The following is a 20,378-nucleotide window of genomic DNA, read 5'->3' as shown; positions in this document are numbered from 1 at the left end:
GGGCGTTATATCTGCTTGAGGTCGGTAACGAACTCATAGCGGTCGCCGCGATAGACCGAGCGCGTGAATTCGACGATGCGACCATCCGGAATGCGGGTCTTGCGCTCTATCCGCAGGACTTCCGAATTCTGCTTCACGCAGAGAATGCCCGCCTCGGTCGGCGTGGCCAGCGAGGCACGGACACGCTGGATTCCCGAAGTCGGTCGAAATCCGTATACATCCAAGGCTTTATAAAGGGAGTCTCCCAGCGCACCGAGGTCCGGCATGAACTGGGCCGGGATAACCGCATGCTCTATAGCCAGAGGCTCGCCACCTGCAAGCCGGACCCGGCCGAGCCGCGCGACCGAGGCATTGGCCGGGATTTCGAGCGCAGCGGCTTCCTCCTCGGTCGGCTGGGCATAGGACTTGTTGATCCAGACCACGCTGGGATCCTCTCCGCGCGAACGGGTATCGTCGCTGAAGCTGCTGAGCCGGGAGCCGGGCGCCTCGATCCGCCGGGCGACAAACGTGCCGGACCCCTGCTTGCGGATCAGCACGCCTTCCTCGATCAGCTGCTCGATACCCTTGCGCACGGTGACGCGCGACAGGCCCGCCATTTCACTGAGATCCCGCTCGGACGGGAGCGCACTGCCCGGATCGATCGCCCCGCTGCTGATATGCTCGCGCAGGCTGCGGGCGAGTTGCAGGTAGAGAGGGGTTCCTTCCTCGCTGCTGGTCCAGGCAATGTCGCGCATCGTCGATCAGTCTCGCTTTTCCAGCATCGGCATGACGTGACGCAGATTGCCCCCGTTAGCCTCCAGCAGCGCCTTCGCCTCTTCGACCGGGACGCCCCGCGCGACGATCACGCCGAGCCGGATCTCGTTCTCCGCCGCTTCCAGTGCGGCGGCAGCCACCTCGGCATCGACCCCGGCGATATCCTGAACCATGATCCGCGCCCGTTGCAAGAGCTTCGCATTGGAAATGCGCATGGCCACCATGCGCCCCTCATAGACGAGACCGCGGCGCAGCATGATCGCGGTCGAAAGCAGGTTGAGCACGGCCTTCTGCGCGGTGCCTGCTTTCATGCGGGTGGACCCCGCAACGATCTCGCTGCCGGTGACGGCCAGGAGCGCATGCTCCGCCTTTCCGAGCAGGAGCGTGCCGGGGTTGTTGGCGACGCCGATCGTCAGGGCACCGGCGGCGCGGGCTTCCTCGATCGCGGCAACGGTGTAAGGCGTGCGACCGCTGGCGGCGACGCCGATCACCACGTCCGAAGGGCCGATGCCATGCGAACGTACGTCGGTGCGGCCCATCTCGACATCGTCCTCGGCGCCTTCATAGGCCTCGGTAAGCGCGCCCATGCCGCCCGCCATGAGGAAGACCATGCGGTCCATCGTCCATCCATAAGTCGGATAGAGTTCGGTGCCGTCCTGGACGGCCAGGCGACCGGACGTGCCCGCGCCGACGAAAACCAGCCTGCCCTTCTCGCCAAGCCGCTCGGCCGCGGCTTCGGCGGCACGGGCGATGGCGGCGGTTTGCGACTGGATCGCGGCAATGGCCGCCATCTGGCCTTCGAGCATCGCCTCCACGGCCAGTTCTGTCGGCCAGAGGTCGAGATCGCGGTAACGGGCGTCGAGCGCTTCAGTGTTCATGATATCCTTTATCCCTTTCACGGGATCGTTATTCGGCCGGAGCCATGAGCTTGCCGTATCCGGCAGGCGCCGCGCAGACCGCGAAGGCGACAACCGTGCCGATGCAGAGCTGGAAGGGGAACGAAAGGCTGCTCAGCGCGCTCGGCATGCCGATGACATGGGCAATGCCCGGCTGAAGCAACAGAATTGTGACGAAACCGATGAGCAGAGCGGCGATGACCGAATTCGTCGTGCCGCGCGCCGTGAACAGGGCGGTGAAATAGACGCCGAGCAGTCCGGCATAGGTGAACACCATCACTTGCAGGGCGAATTCCAGCAGGCCCATGTCGGTGTAGCGCTGCCAGTAGAACGAAACCACGGCCATCACGAACATCAGGAAGCCGATCAGGCCCATGCCCACGCGCCCGGCCGAAACGAAGTGATGCTCGGGGGCCGTAGTGCCGCGCTTCTCGCGCCAGGGGCGATAGAAGTCCTGCACCAGCACCGACGACATGGCGTTGAGCGCCGAGTTCGTGGTGGCGACAGCCGCCGCGCAGATTCCCACCGTCACCAGCCCGCGCAGGCCGCCGGGGAGCTGGGTGAGGATATAGTGCATGAAGATGCTGATCTTCTCGCCGCCGAACTGGCTCCCGGCAGCAGCGGTAGCGCCGCCCATCAGGTCCGGCCGATCGTAGAAAACGTAGAGCAGCAGGCCGATGACGATGAACATGCCCACCACCGGCAGCGTCGCGAAGACTGAAAGATAGAGACCGCGCGCACCGGTCTTGGCGTCCTTGCAGGCCAGCAGGCGCTGCGTGGTGTCCTGGTCCATCCCGGCATTGGCGATGTAGAGCAGCGACAGGCCGAGCACGATCGCCAGCATCGAGAAGGGACGCGAGAGGTCCATCGAGAAATCGAAGAACTTCAGCTTGTTCACGCCCTCGGGCGTATGGGCGAGACCCTGGATGATCTCACCGGTGGAGGCCGGGATCGAGAGGCGCAGGAACACCAGCACCGCGATCGCCGATCCCAGGTAGACCACGAACTGGATGAGGTCGTTCCAGAGCACCGACTTGAGCCCGCCGACGAAAGTGAACAACACGCTCGCCACGATGAGCACGGCGGCGGCGATCATGATGCCCTGCGCCTCGACCGTGCCGGTAATGACCATGGCCAGCGCGATGGCCGCCAGATAGACCCGCGCACCGCCTGCGAAGACGCGCCCGACCAGGAACATGCCCCCTGCCCAGCGCGTCGCCTTCTCGCTGAAGCGCAGGGTCAGCAGTTCGTAGGCGGTCGTCGCCTTGATGGCGTAGAAGCGCGGGATCATGACGTGGGCGACGAAGATCGCGCCGATCAACCCGCCAATATTGCCGCTGAGATAGGTCAGGTCGCCGTGATAGCCGTAGTCCGGCCCGCCCAGGAAGGTGGCTGCGGACTGGGTGGCTGACAGCACCGAAATCGCCGCGAGCCAGGCCGGAACGCTGCTGCCTGCCAGGAAGTAGTCATGCGCGGACTCGGTCTTGCGCGGCGTGAAGATCCAGCCTCCCGCGACCAGCAGCAGCAGGTAGGCGGCGATTACCAGCCAGTCCGCCATCGAGAAAGGCAGCGTCATCGAATTCGTCTCCGTCCCCGGCCCTGAAAACGGTCTTCAGGGCCTGACAAAAAAGCGCGCGCCCGGTCGGAGGAGGAGGTTGACCGGGCGCCGCGCAGGGTGGGTTATCCTCAGAGGTGCGCGGTCAGCGAGAAGCCGATCGTGCGTCCGAGAATGTCATAGGTGTCGGGGAAGGTGTTGAAGACACCGCCCGACGACACATGAGGGGGCTTCTTGTCGAACAGGTTGTAGATACCGGCGCTGAAAGTGATCGCGTCGGTGAACTCGTAGGAGGCCGAGAGGTCGAAGGTGTTCTGGGCCGAGATCGTCTCGGTCGAGCCGACCGTGCTCGACTTCACCTTGCCGATGCGCTGCCAGTCGAACTGGATCACGCCCTTGTCGAACAGCCAGGAGAGGCCGACGGTATGGCGATAGTCGGGCTGGACGAGGGTGGTGCCGTCGCTGGAGCAGGTGGCGCCGAAAGTGCCCTTGCACTGCACTGCCGAAACGGTCGAGTTCGCCTGAATCAGGTAGGAAGTGACGATATTGCCCTGATAGGCGAGGCGTACGCCCGTGCCCAGCAGGAACTCTGGATGCAGCGTGTAGCTGGCCGAGATGTCGAAACCGCGCTGGAGCAGACGGCCGAGGTTCTGGTTGTTGACGAAGGCGTCCTTGAAGGTGCCGTCCGCATTGCGGGTCACCAGCGAGCACAGCGGATTGCCGGCGGTCGGGTTGGTGACGTAGCAGCTGGTGATCGCCGCGATCGGCTGGATCACGCCCACGGCGCCGCGCAGGTCAAGCTCGTACCAGTCCACGGTCAGGTTGAGGCCCGGCAGGAACGTCGGGGTGAACACCGCGCCGAGCGTCGTGGTATAGCCGGTCTCCGGCTTAATGTCCGGGTTGCCGCCGTAATAGTAGTTGCCGGTCAGGTAGCTGGCCGCATTGGAATTGGCCGAACCCACCGCAGGCGCGCCGAAACGGGCGCACTGGGCGGCATCGCCGGTGCCGAGCACGCAAGGGTCGCCGCCGTAACGCGGCTTCAGACGGTCGACGGTGACGAGATTGCTGAACGGCAGCGAGGACATGCCCGCCGCGAACTCGCCGAAGTTCGGCGTGCGCAGGACGCGCTGGTAAGTGCCGCGCAAACGCAGGTTGCGATCGACTTCCCAGTTGCCCTCGACCTTCCAGGTGCCGTGGGTGCCGAACATGTTGTAGTCCGACAGACGGTAGGCGCCGCCCACGTCGAGCTTGCGGATCAGCGGCAGGTCGCGGAGCACCGGGACGAGGACTTCGCCGTAGAGTTCCTTGACGTCGAACGAGCCGCTATAGGCCGCCTGCACGCCCTGACGATAGGTATTGCCGGTCAGGAGCGCAGTGTCCTGACCGATGCTGGCGGTCTCGCGGCGATACTCGACGCCGACCGCGAAGCCGATCGGACCGGCGGGGAGCGAGAACAGCTCCTCCAGCGTGCCGCTCAGGGTCGCCGCCGTCACGAACTGGTCGCGCTTGCGGTTGAAGCCCTGGATCGAGCTGCCCAGCGCATCGGCCAGCTCGGTCTGGTTCGGGCCGAAGATATCGACGCTGTTGACGATGGAATCGAAGTTGTTCGCACCCGTGGGGCTGGTGACGAGACCATCGCCGGTGATCAGCGTGTTCTCGGTCGAGCGCCCGTACTGGGCATAGAAGTTCCACTTGACCGCATTGGTTACCGGGCCGCGCAGGCCGGTCTGGAACTGGAAGGTGTTGCGCTCGGTCTCGTAGTTGATGAGGCCGAGTTCCGCCAGCGAACGCGAGACGTTCACGCGCGCCGTGCCGTTCACGAACGTTAGCTGGTTGCGGATATCGTCGGTGAGGTAGGGATTGCTCTCGCTGATCGAGACCGTGCGGTTGACCGAGGCCGGGGTGGCGCCGGGAGTGCCGGTCTCCTGCGTGCGCGAATTGGTATACATCGCGCGGCCGTAGATTTCGACCTGCGGGGTGATCTCATACTTGAACAGGGCTGCGACGTTGATGCGCTTGAGCGGCGAGATCAGCGGGTAGCTGCTCGAAATGTTCGAGGTGGTCGAAGGGTTCGTGGTGAAGTCGCCGCTGTCGGTGAAGCCGAACTTGCGGCCGCTGGCCACGTCGGTGAAGACGCCGCCGATGCTGGGGATCGTCTGGTTCGGGGTTTCCGCCCAGTCGCGCTGACCCGCGCGGATCAGGTCGCGCTGGGTATAGTCGGCTGCAATGACGATGTGGCCGCGATCGCCGAGGCCGGTGCCGACCATCAGCGAACCGCCGTACTGCGCGCCGCCATGTTCGGACAAGCGGCTGGTAGCCGTGCCGCGAATGCCTTCGAATTCATCGTTGAGGATGAAGTTGACGACACCGGCCACGGCGTCCGCGCCATAAACGGCAGCGGCGCCGCCCGTCAGCACGTCGACGCGCTTGATCAGCGAGGCCGGGATCGCATTGACGTCGGCCGAGTTGCGGAAGCTGAACGGGGTCGCGCGGGTGCCGTCGATGAGGACGAGCGAGCGGCTCTGGCCGAAGTTGCGCAGTTCCAAGACCTGGGCGCCGAATGCGTCGCTGCCCTGCGAACCCTGGCGCACGCCGCCGGAAAGCTGCGGGATCTTGGTGGAGAAGTCTTCAACCGTCAGCGCCGACTGGAGTTTGATCTGCTCCTCGCCGGTTGAGGCGACCGGGCTGCTCGACGTCAGGCCGGGAACCGCGATGCGGGTGCCGGTGACGACGATATCCGCGCTCGCATTGGTATCTTCCGCCGGGGCCGATTGCGCAAAGGCTGTGCCCGGTACTTGCGAAAGGGCGATGGCAAGCGCCGCCATAGCCACGGTGTGTCGTTGAGACTTAACCATTAGACTTCCTCACTAACTTTCCCTGAACTCTGTTCCGTCGTGGTTTGGTGCGACCCGAAGACTCGACGGCATGCCCTTTGCAGACCGCTGCACCATGCATACCTGTCATGGATATGTAAAGGTGTGGTATGTAAATGGTGGTATTGCGTTGCAGCTCGATCAGACCAATTCGGCACATGCCGTTTCCGGCCGCCAGATCGTCCCGCCGGTTAGCGGGCGCGATACCCCGGTCGTGCCGGGGAAGGTCAGTGGCAGGCCGCGCAGGCTGCGGGCTGCCAGAAAGGCCATCGCCTCCGCCTCGACGAAATCGCTCCTGAGTCCAACCTCATCCGCCGTGCGGCAATCGCCAAGCCGCTCGCACAGGGCTTTCATGAGCGTGGGATTGTGACTCCCTCCGCCGCAGATTACCCAGACTTTCGGGGCCTGCGGCAGGAAGCGGGCAGTCACGGCAACGGCTTCGGCGGTAAACGCCGTCAGCGTCGCCGCCGCATCCTCCAGCGAGCAGGCCTCGGCCCATTCGAGTGGAAAATCGTAGCGGTCAAGAGACTTCGGGCCTTCTCCCCGAAAATGCGGATGGGAAAGCAAGTCCGCCAGCACCGCCCGATCGACCGTTCCAGCTGCCGCGATGCGCCCGCCGTCGTCGTAGCGACCGGCGCCGTGGGCCTGCACGATCTGGTCGATCAGGCCATTCCCCGGCCCGGTATCGCAGGCCATCAGTGCCCCGTCCGCACCGATCCAGGTGAGGTTCGCAACGCCGCCGAGATTGAGAAAAGCCATAGGCCCGCCGAGGCCGATCTTCTCCGCCAAAGCAGCATGATAGGCCGGCACCAGCGGAGCGCCCTGCCCGCCCGCCAGCAGATCGTCCTGACGCATCTGCGCCACCACCGAAACGCCCAGCCCGTCGGCGATGACCTGCGGATCTCCGATCTGCACCGAAAGCTTGCGCTCCGGCCGATGCAGGAGCGTCTGGCCATGGAAACCGACCAGATCGGGCAAGCGGCCGAGCCTCTCGATGACATGGCGCCCGGCACGCAAGTGTGCCGCCTCGATCACCTCGGCAGCAAGGCCGAACGAAAGCGGCTCCTCGCCCAGCCCTTCCCAGGCGAGTGCGTCCCGCGTCGCTTTCTCCAGCGCCGCCCGCTCCGCTGCCGAGAACGCGATCATCGCCGAAGAGCCGAAGGCATCGATCCGCTCTCCGTCGGTTTCCAGCACCGCCACGTCGACGCCGTCGAGCGAAGTCCCGCTCATATACCCCATGACCAGCATCAGCGTGCATTCTCCCAGCTACAGACAACAAGGCTGGCATCGTCACGCGGCTTCACGCGCGGAAAACGATGCAGCGAATCCGGCTCGCCTTCCAACTCGCGCAGGCGCTTCAGCCAGTGCGCCCAATCATCAGGCCCGGAAATGGAAAGCAATTCGGCGGGCGTCGCCGCCGCGAACAGTTCGACAAGGCGCAGAAAACCGTCACTGGCGATCCCAAAGCGTTGCCCCGGACGCACCGGCATGCGCCATTGCCAGAGATGATCCGCCGCAGCCGGTTCGGTGCCGAGAACCCAATAGCCGCCCTCGCGATTCATCAGCCTGCGGTTCTCGCGAAGTCCCGGCAGCAGCCGTGCTTTGAGTGCGTCCGGACCGAGATCGCCCTCCTCCGCCAGAATCGCCTTCATCGATGCGATCGTCCGCGCCTCGATGGCATCGAGTGCGGAACTGCCGAACAATCGCGGCTCCCGACCGGGTTCGGATGCGGCAATTCGGCAATCGGCCAAGGTCGTGAATTCCGCCGCACCTTCCAAGATGCGCACCATCGCAAAGGCGGCGGAGGGATGTTCGTGCACTCCCGCAGCAGGTCTGACCTGCTGGCTCGCGAATGCTTCCCCACAGCGGGTCATCACGCTGCGGAGGAGTTCCACTGTCGGAATTTTCGGTTGTTTAGCCAATATTTTCACAAGAAATTCATTGGCCGTTCGCGCGAGCCAGGCGGCATCGCTCGGCGCATCGAGAAGTGCGGTACCAAGTCCTGTCGCGCCGTCGATGACCCATGCCGCATCGCCCTGGTGGCCGACGCAGTCCTCGTTGACTTCACTCTGACCATCGGAGGCGGCAATCTCGATCCTGAGCATCGTCTTCTCCCTTGACGCGACTCCTGCTTGGACAAGACCGGTATCATGAAGTGCGAGATTCATAAAACCACTTTAATGCCACTTGTGCCAAAAAATGAAACTGGTATCTGTCACTCGCATGACCAAGGCCACACCGAATGCTCCGGGCACCCGGATGTCCCGCGAAGCGCATGAGGCGCCCGCGCGCTGTGCCGAGCAGCTTCGCCGCAATGCCAATCTCGTCCGCGAGGCGGGACGGCAACTTCGCGAACTCGCGCCGCCTTTTGCAGCGACGCTGGCACGCGGCAGCTCCGACCAGGCGGCGGCCTTCGCCAAGTTCCTGCTGGAAACGCATGCCCGCGTCCCGACGCTTAGCCACGCGCCTTCGGTGGGATCGCTCTATCATGCTACCTCGCCGCAGTTCGCAGGCATTCCGCTGATCGCGATCTCGCAGTCCGGTCGCAGTCCCGATCTGCTCGCCGCAGCGCAAGATGCGCGCGAGAAGGGCGCCTTGGTGATTGCGGTGGTGAACGATGCCGAGTCACCGCTCGCGGACCTCGCCCAGATCGTGATCCCGGTTCACGCGGGACCGGAAACCAGCGTGGCCGCAACCAAGAGCTTCGTCTGCACCCTGGTCGCCCTCGCCCATCTCGTCGCCGAATGGAGCCAGGACGAGGCGTTGCTGACGGCTCTGGAGACTACGGGCGAGGTGCTGGAAGCAGCGGCCCAAGCCAACTGGACCGTGGCGGTGGACCTATTGAAGGGCGCCGAGGAGATGCTGGTGCTGGGACGCGGCCCCACTCTCCCCATTGCCGGTGAAGCCGCGCTCAAGCTGAAGGAAACTTCCAGCCTCCACGCCGAGGCCTTCAGCAGCGCGGAAGTCGCCCACGGCCCGATGACCTTGGTGGGCGAAGGCGATCCAGTGCTGGTTCTGGCCCCGCTCGACGTCGCCCGCACGGGCCTGCGCGAGCGTCTGGAAGATTTCGCGTCACGCGGCGCGAAAGTCATCGCTGCCGGACTGGCGGAAGATGTCGAACCGGCAGCGCTGGTACTGCCCTTGCAGACCGACGTTCATCCGGTACTCGGCGCCATTGCCCAGATCCAGAGCTTCTACGGCCTGGCCGAGGCTCTCTCGCTGGCGCGCGGCCGAAATCCGGACAACCCGCCGCATCTCAACAAGGTGACCCGCACGCTATGACCCTGACCGCCCTCGCCGGAGCGCGCGTGGTCCTGGCCGACCGCGTTGTCGAGGATCAGGCGCTGATACTCGACGGAACGCGCATCCTCGGCCTCGCTGCGCCGGCTGCCCTGCCCGAAGGCTGCCGTATCGAGCCGCTTGACGGCGGCTACCTGCTGCCGGGCTTCATCGACACCCAGGTCAATGGCGGCGGCGACGTGCTGTTCAACGACATGCCCAGCATCGAGGGCATTCGCGCCATCGCCCGCGCGCATCGCCGCTACGGCACCACCGGCCTGCTGCCCACCCTCATCAGCGACTATCCCGAGGTAGTCGAAGCCGCCCTCGCCGCGGGTGAGGCCGCTCTGGAAGCAGGTGTGCCGGGCGTGCTCGGGCTTCATATCGAAGGCCCGCACCTCAATGCCGCGAAGAAGGGCATCCACGACCAGAATCGCTTCTCGCGGGTGGACGCCGAAGTCCTTGCCCGGCTTTCGACGCCGACAAGAGGGCGCCGGGTGGTCACGCTCGCGCCGGAACTCGCGCCTGAAGGAACGGTGCGCGCGCTGACCGACGCGGGCGTTCTCGTCTGCGCCGGGCACAGCCTTGCCGACTACGACCAGACCCGCGCGGCGCTGGCCGAAGGACTTGTCGGCTTCACGCACCTGTTCAATGCGATGACGCAGTTCCTCAGCCGTGATCCCGGCATGGTCGGCGCCGCGCTGGAGGACCGTGACGGTCACTTCGGCCTGATCGCCGACGGCTTCCACGTCCACCCCGCCTCCATGCGCGTCGCGCTCTCGGCGCGCGGCGAGGAGGGAATCATGCTCGTCACCGATGCCATGCCGCCGGTGGGGGGGACGCTCGGCCGCTTCACGCTCATGGGACAGGAGATCGGGGTCGAGAACGGCAAATGCACCGGTCCCGACGGCACGCTGGCGGGCTCGGCGCTGACCATGGTGCAGGCCCTGCGCAATGCGATGGACATGATCGGCTGCGATATCGTCACCGCCTCGCGCATGGCGAGCGGCAACCCGGCCCGCTTCCTGCGGCTCGACCATGAGACCGGGGCCATCGCGCCGGGCCTGCGCGCCGACCTCGTCCATCTGGGCGAGGATCGTCTGGTCCGCTCGACATGGATTGCCGGTTCGCGGGAGGATTACCCGGAATGACACCCGATCTCGGCCTTATCGAGGGTCGCTTCGGCCGCATCTGGAGCGAAGCCGAGCGCAGTTACGTGGTGAAGACGCTCGCCGAGGCGGGTTACGGCTTCTACCACTACGGCCCCAAGGCCGACCGTTCGCTGCGCCGCGAATGGCGCAGGCCGCACGATGCCGCGCAGACCGAAGCACTGGCCCGGCTATCCGCCGAGTGCCGCGCGGCGGGTATGCGCTTCGGCATGGCGATCACCCCGGTCGGCTCCACCCATCCCTTCGATGGCACGGCCCGCGCCGATCTTGCTCGCCGGGTCGCGGAACTCGACGCCATCGGCATCGACGACCTCGCCGTGCTCTTCGACGACTTGCGCGGCGACATGCCCGAACTGGCCGAGCGGCAAGCCGATGTCGTCAATTTCTGCGCCGGTCTGACCAAGGCCACGCAGGTCTATACCTGCCCGACCTATTATTCGGACGATCCGGTGCTGGACCTCGTCTTCGCGGACCGCCCGGCGGACTATCTCGGCAAGCTCGGGCGGCTGCTCGACCCCGCCGTGCAGGTCTACTGGACGGGCGAGGAAGTCTGCGCAAAGGAGATCGGCCCCGCCCATCTCGCACGGGTCGCGGGCGAACTGGGCCGCAAGGTCTGCCTCTGGGACAACTGGCCGGTCAACGACGGCGCGCGGATGTCGCGCTTCCTGCACCTTCGCGCCTTCACCGGACGACCGGCGGCCATTGCCGACCATGTCACAGGCCATGCGATCAACCCTGCGATCCAGGCGCACCTCGGCTGCATTCCGGCGATCTCCCTGCCGATGGTCTATGCGCAGGGCGAGCACTACGCCTATGGCGCGGCCTTCCATGCAGCTTCGCGCAAGTTGCTCGGCGCGGAATTCACGCAGCTGTTGCAACAGGACCTTCCGGCGCTTCAAGACGTGGGCTACGAGCGCCTCGGCGCCCGCGCAGACCGTCTGCGGGCACGCTACGAAGGCATCGACCATCCCGCCGCCCGCGAAATCCTGCGCTGGCTGGACGGCTCGGACCTGATGACCGACGACGAGGTCCAGACCCAGTAACCGGGACGAGAGCCATGGCAACGACGATAGGGAACCCCGCGCTTCTGACCGCCCTCCGTTCGGCCGTGGGCAAGCGCAACGTGCTGACCTCGCCGCGCGCGACCGCCCGGTTCCGCAAGGGCTATCGCACAGGCGAAGGCCCGGCCATCGCAGTGGCGCGTCCCGGCAGCCTGGTCGAACTGTGGCGCACGGTGCAGGCCTGCGTGGCGGCGGACGTGTCGATCATCATGCAGGCATCGAACACAGGGCTGACCGGCGGCTCGACCCCCGACGGGGACGACTATCCCGGCGGCCTCGTCATCGTCAGCACCACCCGGCTTTCGGCGCTCAAGGTGATCCGGCGCGGGGAGCAGGTGCTCTGCTTTCCGGGCACGACGCTCTACAGACTGGAGCAGGCGCTGCGTCCCTTCGGGCGCGAGCCGCATTCGGTCATCGGCTCCTCCTGCCTCGGCGCTTCGGTGGTCGGCGGGGTCTGCAACAATTCGGGCGGCTCGCTGATCCGGCGCGGCCCGGCCTATACCCAGCTCGCGCTCTATGCGCAGGTCCGGGACGACGGCACGCTGCGCCTGTTCAACCACCTCGGCATCGATCTGGGCGACGATCCGGAAGGCATGCTGGCCCGGCTCGACCTCGAACAATATACCGAAGCCGACATCGATCCGGCGAGCGACAAGTGGGCGCACGACCATAGCTACGCCGACCATGTCCGCGACATCGACAGCGAGGTCCCCGCCCGCTTCAACGCCGACCCCCGCTGCCTGTTCGAGGCCGCCGGAAGCGCGGGCAAGCTGATCGTCTTCGCCGTCCGCCTCGACACTTTCGCGCGCGAGGACGAGACCACCACCTTCTACATCGGCACGACCGAGCCGGACCGGCTGACCGAGCTGCGCCGCACGATGCTGCGCGATTTCGACACTCTGCCGATCGCGGGCGAATATATGCACGCCGAGGCCTTCGACGTGGCCGACCGCTACGGGCGCGACATGTTCTTCGCGATCGAGCGTCTCGGCACTGATCGCCTGCCCGCCCTCTTCGCGGCGAAATCGCGCTTCGACGGGATGTTCGGCAGCGGTCTCAGCGACCGGCTGATGCAATGGTCGAGCAAGTTCATTCCCGATCACCTGCCGGCCCGGATGCGCGACTATCGCAGGCGCTTCGACCATCACCTGATCTTGAAAGTCCCCCGCGACCAGGTGGAAGCAGCCCGCAAGCTGCTCGGCGAGTTGTTCCCCGGCGGTGCGCAAGGCGATCATTTCGAATGCACCGCACAGGAAGGCGCCAAGGCCTTCCTCCACCGCTTCGTGGCGGCAGGTGCGGCGGTGCGCTATCGTGCGGTACACCGCGACGACGTGGAGGATATCGTCGCGCTCGACGTGGCCCTGCCGCGCAACAACCGCGAATGGGTGGAGCGCCTCCCTGCCGATCTCGCCGCGCGAACGATCCACACGCTCTATTACGGCCACTTCTTCTGCCAGGTGTTCCACCAGGATTATATCGTGAAGAAAGGCACCGACCCGCTCGCTTTCGAACATGCGCTCTGGGCCTTGCTCGACGCGCGCGGCGCGCAGTATCCCGCCGAGCACAACGTCGGCCACCTCTATATCGCCCGGCCCGAACTCGCCCAGTTCTACCGCGAGATCGACCCGCGCAACCAGCTCAACCCCGGCATCGGCCATACCCCCCGTGGCCGCAACTGGACCGGGTCCCACGGAGAACACCCATGACCTACTACCTCGGCATCGACGCAGGCGGCAGCAATTGCCGCGCCCGGCTCGTCGACGCGCAGGGCACCGTCATCGGGAACGGCAAGTCCGGCACCGCCAATGCCCGCATCGGCATGGATGCGCTCTACGAGACCCTGAAGGACACGGTCGATCAGGCCGTCGCCGAAGCCGGACTGGACACCGCACAGCGCGCGGCCATCCATGCAGGCATGGGCATCGCCGGGATCACCCGCCCCGGCGTGCGCGACGCGCTGGCGGACCTCGACTTCGGCTTCGCCTCGGTCAACTACGCGACCGACGCGCAGATCGCCAACCTCGGCGCCCACGGCGGACAGGACGGCGCGATCCTCATCATCGGCACCGGCAGCGCCGCCCAGGTTCGTGTCGATGGCCGGGACTTCACCATCGGCGGCTACGGCTTCCCGATCTCGGACGAGGGCAGCGGCGCCGCGCTCGGGCTTTCGGCCATGCGCCACGCCTTGCGCGCGCTGGACGGACGCACCCGCAAGACCCCGCTCAGCGCCGCCGTGACCGAACGCTTCGAGCATGACACCGCACAGGCCATCGCTTGGATGGACCACGCCACCCCGCGCGATTACGGCACTTTCGCCCCGCTGGTGATGGACTATGCCGAAGCCGACGACGCCATCGCCCGCTCCATCGTCGAACATGCTGCGGGCCATATCGAGCGCTTCATCGAGACGATCTTCGAGCGCGGCGCCACGCGCTGCACGCTCGTCGGCGGGCTGGCCCCGCGCATGCAGCCCTGGCTGCGCTCGCGCACGGTCGAGCGGCTTAGCCCGGCGCTCGGCGATTCCCTCGACGGAGCACTGCGTCTGGCGGGGTTCGCGCCCGCCTGACGTTCACCGGTCACGGGCTTCCGGTCAGGCGGTCCCACCGCACATAAGGCAGGATCGAGGCGTAATCGTCGGTCCACGGCTTGGCTGCACGCTCTTCAAGCCGGATCCACGGGGCGTCCGGGGTCTGTCCAAGCAATTGCTCCAGGACCTCCGGATCGCGCGAAAGGGCAATCCAGCGCGACGGTGTGTAGTAATCGGTGTCGAGCGGCCGATCGAGACGCGAGATCGCCTTGAGACCGCTCGCCGCGGCATTGGTGCCGACGACCGGCGCGAGGTCGATATAGCGGTTTGAGATGTGCAGCAGCAACAGGCCGCGCGGGGTCAGCGCGCGGGCATAGACCTGCAAGGCTTCCTTCGTCAGCAGGTGCACCGGGATCGCATCGCTGGAAAAGGCGTCGATCACCAGCACGTCGAAGGCGTTTGCGGGGAGGCGCGTCAGTTCCAGTCGTGCATCGCCCAGGACTACGCGCGCGTCCGGCGCGCAGTCGCGCAGGAAGGTGAAGCGCCCGCTCGTCGAGAAGCGGAGGATGACCGGATCGATCTCGAAGAAAGTCCAGTGCTGTCCCGGCACGGCCTGACAGGCGAGCGAGCCGGTACCGAGGCCGACGACACCGACACGCGCTCCAGCCCCCTCGATCCGGGGCGCGGCCTTCAGGGCAAGGGCAACGCCGGAAGTCGGGCCGTAATAGGTCAGCGCATCGCGCGAGCGGCCGGGTTGCAGCGACTGCTCGCCGTGGAGGGTGGTGCCGTGCGCCAGAGTGCGCAAGGTGCCCTCGGCGGTATCGCGTACAGTGTAGATGCCGAAGTAGCTGCGCGTCCGCTCTCCTGCCAGTGTAGAACGGATCGTCCAGATGCCGCCTTGTGCGATCATCGCGATCGTCAGCACCGCGATGAAACCGGCCCGCCACGCCATGAGCATCACCCCGGTCGCGACTAGGAAGACGGTAAGGAGAACCGCGGCAAGTCCATCTTCCGGTCGCAGGGCATATTGGTCAAGCTGCCATCCGAGGAATACCGCGAAGGCCAGCAACAGCACGAGCGCAACGCGCGCCATACCCGGTTCGATGCCCTCGCTCTCATGCCAGCGCAGCAGCGGTGCCAGTGGCATCAGCAGCGCGGCGGCGAGGACCAGCAAGGGGTGTTCCCAGGCCCAGTCGAACACCAGCGGTGCGATCAGGGCCGTGAACAGCCCGCCCAGCGCGCCGCCTGCGGACATCACCAGATAGAAATGCGTCAGGTGCGCAGCGCCCGGCCGCAAGTCGTAGAGCCGTCCGTGCAGCGCCGTCGCGATGCAGAACAGCATGAGGCATGCGCCTCCGGCGACCCACAGCGTGCCCGATCCGTTGGACAGCATGGCATAGCTGCCCGCGAACAGAACAAAGACCGGGGCGATATGGGTCACGGCCATGCATGCGCCGCGCCGGTCGGCAAAGGCGACGACGAAGCTCAGCAGATAGAGGCCCAGCGGGATGACCCATAGCAGCGGCATCGCGAAGATGTCGGTGGTGAGGTGGGTCGTCGTCGAGAGCATCAGGCCCGAAGGCACGGCCGAAAGCAGCAGCCATAGCGTCACCCGTCGCCAACCGATCCGCTCATCCTGCTCTTGCTTGTCCGCCACGACCGAAACGGCGGGAAGATTCCGGCGGGTCATGGCGGCGAGCAGGACCAGAAGTACCAGCAATGCGAAGCCCGCCGACCAGCCCATGCTCTGTTGGCGCAAGCTCAGCAGCGGCTCGGCGAGCAGCGGATAGGCCAGCAGCCCCGCGAAACTGCCGAGGTTGGAAGCCGCGTAGAGCGCCCAGGGCTGCCCTGCGCGGGGATCGGCGGCGAACCATCGCTGCATCAGCGGTGCCTGCGCGGAAACGGCAAAGAACACCGGCCCTATGCTCAGGCCCAGCAGCAGCGGCACCCACAGGACTTCGGGTAGTCCCGTGGGCTGCGCCATGGAGGTAAGGCCCACGGGCAGCGTCACCCCGGCCGCCAGCAGGACCAGCAGATGGATTACCGCCTGCCGCCGCACCGGCCATCGCCAGAGCAGGTGGGCATAGGCATATCCTGCCAAGAGCAGCGCCTGATAGACCAGCATCGCGCTGTTCCAGACGTTCGGCGCCCCGCCGAGCCGTGGCAGCGCCATGCGCGCCACCATCGGCTGCACGAGGAACAGCAGGAAGCTGCCCACGAGGATGGTCGCGACGAACAGGCCGCGCGCCGCTCCGCCGGATTTTACATCGGCCTTCACTTAACTCAGCTTGCCTCCAGCGCCTGGGCGAGATCGGCGACGATATCATCGCGATGCTCGATGCCGATCGAAAGGCGGATGGTCGATTGCAGCACGCCGATCCGGTCGCGGACTTCGACAGGGACGCCGGAATGGGTGGTCGTCGCCGGATGGCTGGCCAGCGACTCGGTGCCGCCGAGGCTGACGGCCAGCTTGAAGATCTGCAGCGCATTGAGGAACCGGAACGCCGCAGGCTGACCGCCGACGATATCGAACGAAAACGTCGATCCCGCTCCGGTCGACTGAGCGGCGAACACCTCCGCTTCCCGTGAACCTGCCGGATAAAGCGGCGGATAGGCGACCCGCTCTACCTTGGGATGGGCCTGGAGGAACTCCGCCGCCGCCGCTGCATTGGCATTGGCCCGCTCCATCCGCAGGCCCAGCGTTTCCAGCGACCTGCCGAGCATCCAGCAGCTATGGGGATCGAGCTGCGTGCCGATCGCGCTGCGCAGCAGGCGCACCTCGCGCATCAGCTTGGCCGAACCCAGCGCCGCCCCGGCAACGAGGTCGGAATGGCCGCCGACATATTTCGTCAGCGAATAGAGCGAGATATCGGCCCCAAGCCGCAACGGATGCTGGAAGACCGGACCGAGCAGTGTATTGTCGCAGACCAGCAGCGGGCGATGTCCCTGCTCTTCGCCGATGGCATCGCAGACGCGCTTCAGCAGCCGGATATCGACGAGACTGTTGGTGGGATTGGCAGGCGTCTCGATCAGCACGAGCGAAATCCGCCCTTGCGCGGCAGCAGCCTTCGCTGCAGCCAGCACGGCTTCTTCGTCGAGTCCGTCGCTGAAACCGACCGCCTTGATGCCCAGATTGGCGAACGTCTTCGCCAGCAATGTCTCGGTGCCGCCGTAGAGCGGCTGCGAATGCAGGATGACATCGCCGGGGCGCGCGAACGTCAGGATGGTCGTGGTGATCGCGCCCATGCCCGACGAGAACACGACGCCGGCTTCGGCGTCCTCATAGATCGCCATGCGATCCTCGACGATCTCACTGTTGGGGTGATTGAAGCGCGAATAGACGAGGCCACGCCCTTGCCCCGGCGGCGGCTCCTTGCGGCCCGCCACGTAGTCGAAGAAATCGCGCCCTTCTTCCGCCGTCGGAAACACGAAAGTGGACGTCAGGAAGACCGGCGGCTTCACCGCGCCTTCCGAGAGAAGCGGGTCGTAACCGTAGTTCAACATCAATGTGTCGGGGTGGAGCCTGTGCTCGCCGATAGCCGTCTTGCTCTCGCGCGGTGCCGTCATTTCCGTCTCCCAGGATATGGCTGTGATTTCGGCAGGCTACGCCAAATCGCGGCGGGCGGGAACGCAAAGATGCGCAAAATTCTATCGATATTCCCTCGATCTCAAATGGATAATTGCGATGGATCGCGAGCGGAAACGAACGCCCTCCACCGCGCCCGCACCGCTCCGTCGCATGGAAAAGCCCGTTCGTCGCCCTTCACCCGCCAGTCCGGAAATTTTCCTCTTGACGGAGATTGTCAATTAAATAAGTTGAGAATGTAATTTGAAATCGCCGATGCCAAGAGCACTCTGATTGGAAACCATCGATTCCCCCTTACGGCCGGGGATCGTCACCAAAGCAAGAAGGGGAGTATGGACCCATGCCTCAAAGCGATTTTCACGTCGTCCGCAAAGGTCTCGACTGGGCAGTGAGCCTGCACGGCGTTTTCCTGGCCGCCTTCGAAACGCAGCGCGCTGCGCTCAATCGGGCGATCGACGCCGCGCATCAGGTCGGCATGAACGGCCACGAAGCGAAAGTGCTGCTGCTCGACGGCCATGACAGCCCCGAGACCCGCTGGGTCTTCGGCCGCCATCCCTATCCGCCGACAGCCTGACTTTCTCCTGTTCCGGAGCGACCACGATGTTCAACCGTCTGTTCGTCGACCATCCGCGAACCGTGGATGAAAGCTACACGCAGCATTGGGTCGTCGCGAGCAGCTTCGGCCTGCGGATGATCGTCGCCGGGATCGGCACGATCATCCACGGGTTCGTGCCCGGCCTGCTCACCCATGCCGGAAGCGACATGATCCGCAAGCTCCACGGCGAGATGACGCGGCGCCAGTCCGGCGCGGCGAAAGTGGAGACAAAGCCCTTGGGATGGTGGCAGCCGGAATACGAGATCTGACGCCTCGAAAGGCGTCAGAACGGAATTTCCTTGCCTTCGAAATCGAACAGCTTGCCGCTGTCGGGGACTTTCAGGTCCTCGATCACGTCGAGCAGTTGCAGTGCAGCGCGCTCGGCGTCGAACAAGCGCCCCGCCTGGACGTTGCCCTGAAACGGGCGCGACAGCGCGGTATCGACAGTACCGGGATGCAGCGCGACCACGATCGCCCGATCGTTGCGGCGACGTTCCTCGATCGCCAGATTACGCACGATCATGTTGAGCGCAGCCTTCGACGCCCGATAGCCATGCCATCCGCCGAGCCGGTTGTCGGTGATCGACCCTACCCTTGCCGAAAGCGCCGCGAACACTGCCCGGCCGGTGCGCGGCATGACCGGCAGGAAATGCTTCGCCACCAGCGCCGGTCCGATCGCATTGACGGCATAGACTTTCGCCAGCCAAGCCGGATCGAGATCGCGCAGCGCTTTCTCGGGGCCTGAAGCGCTTTCGTGAAGCAGCCCGGTTGCCACGATCACCAACGTCGGCGGCGGCCCCTTGGCGACATGCGCGGCGGCGGCTTCGATACTCGCCTCATCGAGCAGATCGAGATGCTGGGCGCCGCTGCGCGAGCGTGCGAAGCCATGAACGACGTCGAAAGCGCCCTCCTCGATCAGCGCCGCCTCGAAGGCTCCGCCGATCCCGCCGGAGGCTCCGATGATGACGGCAGAGGATCGGCCAGAGCCATTCATGCGCGGGTGAAGCGCCAGCGGTCGGGTTCGCTGGCCTCGGGATCGAGGCGATAGCCGTCGCTGTCGAAACCACGCATCGCCTCGACATCGGTGACATGGTGCTCGCACATCCAGCGCGCCATCATGCCGCGCGCGCGCTTGGCGTTGAAGCTGATGAAGCGCGGGCCATTCGGGCCGGGTTCGCGGAAATCGACATCGATCACCCGCACGCCCGGCAGCTTCCCGGCAACAGCGGCGTAGTACTCCTGGCTAGCGAGGTTGAGGATCACGCCCGATCCCTCCTCTACAAGCTCGGCGCGCAGGAAAGCGGCGATGCGGTCGCCCCACCAGTCGGTCAGGCACTTGTGCCGGGGTGCCCAGCGCGTGCCCATTTCCAGACGATAGGGCCGGATCGCATCGAGCGGCTTCAGCAGCCCGTAGAGGCCCGAGAGCATCCGCACATGGTCCTGCGCGAAAGCCACTCCGGCTTCATCCAGCGTATGTGCTTCCAGCCCGGTGTAAACATCGCCCGCGAAAGCGAAGAGCGCGGGTCTTTCGGGGAGTTCGGGAAAGTCGCGAAAGCGGTCGGCATTCAGCTTGGCGAGGCGCGGAGAGATATGCATCAGCTCCGACAGCCGCTTCTGCGTCAGGTTCGCGGCGGAACGGGCGAGACCGGCCGCTTCTTCCGCGAAGTGCGGCGTGGAAACGTCGAGGGGCGGCAGAACGCGCTCGAAGTCGAGCGTCTTGGCGGGAGACAGGAGAACGATCATCGCAGCGGCGGTAGCGAGCACCAAAGGCTGCGTCAAACCGGCACCCTATGTCGGCCCGTCCTGTCCCGATGACAGGACGGGCCGAGCGGAAACCGAATCAGATCCAGCTACGACCGTCGTCGCTGCCGCATCCATAAGGCGGCAGCTGGTTCGCGAAGCGGGATTGCAGCTTGTGGCAACCCCAGGTCCGCAGCGGACCGGGCATATAGCCGTTCAGCGCGATACCCACTTCGTCATAGGGGCTCTCGCCTTGCGCGACGTACATGTACCAACGTCCGCCGAACATCACCGTCGCCGCAATCAGAACGACGAGCACGACTTGCACAACCTTTTGAATAATT

Annotated in this window: 18 protein-coding genes; 7 read left to right on the top strand and 11 right to left on the bottom strand. The window is 65.5% G+C overall.

Going from position 1 to position 20,378, the window contains the following annotated elements:
• Positions 1-5: 5 nt before the first annotated feature.
• The 6 genes from AC4D6D_RS21935 to AC4D6D_RS21910 all read right to left on the bottom strand — a co-directional run bounded on the left by AC4D6D_RS21935 (position 6) and on the right by AC4D6D_RS21910 (position 8,182).
• On the bottom strand, positions 6-734 hold the full coding sequence (locus AC4D6D_RS21935) for a GntR family transcriptional regulator (RefSeq protein ID WP_491327634.1): 729 nt from the start codon (positions 732-734) through the stop codon (positions 6-8).
• A gap of 6 nt (positions 735-740) precedes the next feature.
• A complete protein-coding gene (locus AC4D6D_RS21930) occupies positions 741-1,631 on the bottom strand; it encodes an N-acetylmuramic acid 6-phosphate etherase (RefSeq protein ID WP_186829918.1) in 891 nt (296 codons plus the stop codon).
• A gap of 28 nt (positions 1,632-1,659) precedes the next feature.
• A complete protein-coding gene (locus tag AC4D6D_RS21925) occupies positions 1,660-3,225 on the bottom strand; it encodes a sodium:solute symporter (protein WP_491327633.1) in 1,566 nt (521 codons plus the stop codon).
• Positions 3,226-3,335: 110 nt separating this feature from the next.
• Positions 3,336-6,059, bottom strand: a complete 2,724-nt coding sequence (locus AC4D6D_RS21920) for a TonB-dependent receptor domain-containing protein (RefSeq protein ID WP_491327632.1) — start codon at positions 6,057-6,059, stop codon at positions 3,336-3,338.
• A 159-nt stretch (positions 6,060-6,218) separates the two neighbouring features.
• Positions 6,219-7,325 carry an anhydro-N-acetylmuramic acid kinase gene (locus AC4D6D_RS21915; protein WP_491327631.1) on the bottom strand — a complete coding sequence of 369 codons (1,107 nt, stop codon included), beginning with the start codon at positions 7,323-7,325 and terminating at the stop codon, positions 6,219-6,221.
• On the bottom strand, positions 7,325-8,182 hold the full coding sequence (locus AC4D6D_RS21910) for a protein phosphatase 2C domain-containing protein (RefSeq protein WP_491327630.1): 858 nt from the start codon (positions 8,180-8,182) through the stop codon (positions 7,325-7,327). Before AC4D6D_RS21910 ends, AC4D6D_RS21915 begins: the two co-directional genes overlap by 1 nt.
• Positions 8,183-8,300: 118 nt before the next feature.
• On the opposite strand from AC4D6D_RS21910, the gene AC4D6D_RS21905 reads away from it, so the two are divergent.
• From AC4D6D_RS21905 to AC4D6D_RS21885, 5 genes are read left to right on the top strand one after another with little or no spacing between them, the layout of a single operon-like run.
• On the top strand, positions 8,301-9,359 hold the full coding sequence (locus tag AC4D6D_RS21905) for an SIS domain-containing protein (RefSeq protein WP_491327629.1): 1,059 nt from the start codon (positions 8,301-8,303) through the stop codon (positions 9,357-9,359).
• On the top strand, positions 9,356-10,507 hold the full coding sequence (gene nagA / locus AC4D6D_RS21900; RefSeq protein ID WP_491327628.1) for an N-acetylglucosamine-6-phosphate deacetylase: 1,152 nt from the start codon (positions 9,356-9,358) through the stop codon (positions 10,505-10,507). The genes AC4D6D_RS21905 and nagA overlap by 4 nt, the downstream gene beginning before the upstream one ends.
• Positions 10,504-11,568, top strand: coding sequence for a beta-N-acetylglucosaminidase domain-containing protein (locus AC4D6D_RS21895; protein WP_491327627.1), 1,065 nt, complete (start codon positions 10,504-10,506; stop codon positions 11,566-11,568). The genes nagA and AC4D6D_RS21895 overlap by 4 nt, the downstream gene beginning before the upstream one ends.
• A gap of 14 nt (positions 11,569-11,582) precedes the next feature.
• Complete coding sequence (dld, locus tag AC4D6D_RS21890; RefSeq protein WP_491327626.1) at positions 11,583-13,292, top strand: D-lactate dehydrogenase; 1,710 nt, start codon at positions 11,583-11,585, stop codon at positions 13,290-13,292.
• Complete coding sequence (locus tag AC4D6D_RS21885) at positions 13,289-14,152, top strand: glucosamine kinase nucleotide-binding domain-containing protein (protein WP_491327625.1); 864 nt, start codon at positions 13,289-13,291, stop codon at positions 14,150-14,152. Before dld ends, AC4D6D_RS21885 begins: the two co-directional genes overlap by 4 nt.
• Positions 14,153-14,162: 10 nt before the next feature.
• On the opposite strand, the gene AC4D6D_RS21880 is transcribed toward AC4D6D_RS21885, so the two are convergent.
• Together AC4D6D_RS21880 and AC4D6D_RS21875 are read right to left on the bottom strand one after the other, a co-directional pair.
• Positions 14,163-16,391 (bottom strand): fused MFS/spermidine synthase, encoded by a 2,229-nt coding sequence (locus AC4D6D_RS21880; RefSeq protein ID WP_491327624.1) that lies wholly within the window; start codon positions 16,389-16,391, stop codon positions 14,163-14,165.
• A 5-nt stretch (positions 16,392-16,396) separates the two neighbouring features.
• On the bottom strand, positions 16,397-17,680 hold the full coding sequence (locus AC4D6D_RS21875; RefSeq protein ID WP_491327623.1) for a cystathionine gamma-synthase family protein: 1,284 nt from the start codon (positions 17,678-17,680) through the stop codon (positions 16,397-16,399).
• Positions 17,681-18,039: 359 nt separating this feature from the next.
• Here AC4D6D_RS21875 and AC4D6D_RS21870 point away from each other — a divergent pair, with 359 nt between their 5' ends.
• Together AC4D6D_RS21870 and AC4D6D_RS21865 are read left to right on the top strand one after the other, a co-directional pair.
• Entirely contained in the window at positions 18,040-18,273 is a 234-nt protein-coding gene (locus tag AC4D6D_RS21870; RefSeq protein ID WP_147217204.1) for a hypothetical protein, read from the top strand.
• A gap of 26 nt (positions 18,274-18,299) precedes the next feature.
• On the top strand, positions 18,300-18,563 hold the full coding sequence (locus AC4D6D_RS21865) for a DUF6356 family protein (RefSeq protein WP_491327622.1): 264 nt from the start codon (positions 18,300-18,302) through the stop codon (positions 18,561-18,563).
• Between the two features lie 14 nt (positions 18,564-18,577).
• Here the strand turns inward: AC4D6D_RS21865 and AC4D6D_RS21860 are convergent, their stop codons facing one another.
• The 3 genes from AC4D6D_RS21860 to AC4D6D_RS21850 all read right to left on the bottom strand — a co-directional run bounded on the left by AC4D6D_RS21860 (position 18,578) and on the right by AC4D6D_RS21850 (position 20,353).
• Positions 18,578-19,288 (bottom strand): SDR family NAD(P)-dependent oxidoreductase, encoded by a 711-nt coding sequence (locus tag AC4D6D_RS21860; protein ID WP_491327621.1) that lies wholly within the window; start codon positions 19,286-19,288, stop codon positions 18,578-18,580.
• Positions 19,285-20,037 carry a peroxide stress protein YaaA gene (gene yaaA / locus AC4D6D_RS21855; protein WP_491327620.1) on the bottom strand — a complete coding sequence of 251 codons (753 nt, stop codon included), beginning with the start codon at positions 20,035-20,037 and terminating at the stop codon, positions 19,285-19,287. Before yaaA ends, AC4D6D_RS21860 begins: the two co-directional genes overlap by 4 nt.
• A gap of 97 nt (positions 20,038-20,134) precedes the next feature.
• Positions 20,135-20,353 (bottom strand): hypothetical protein, encoded by a 219-nt coding sequence (locus AC4D6D_RS21850; protein WP_491327619.1) that lies wholly within the window; start codon positions 20,351-20,353, stop codon positions 20,135-20,137.
• Positions 20,354-20,378: the final 25 nt, after the last annotated feature.

The sequence above is a fragment of the Novosphingobium sp. BF6 genome (assembly GCF_058273105.1).
Note: the sequence above shows the minus strand (reverse complement) of the source record. Positions and strands in the feature narration are given on the sequence as shown.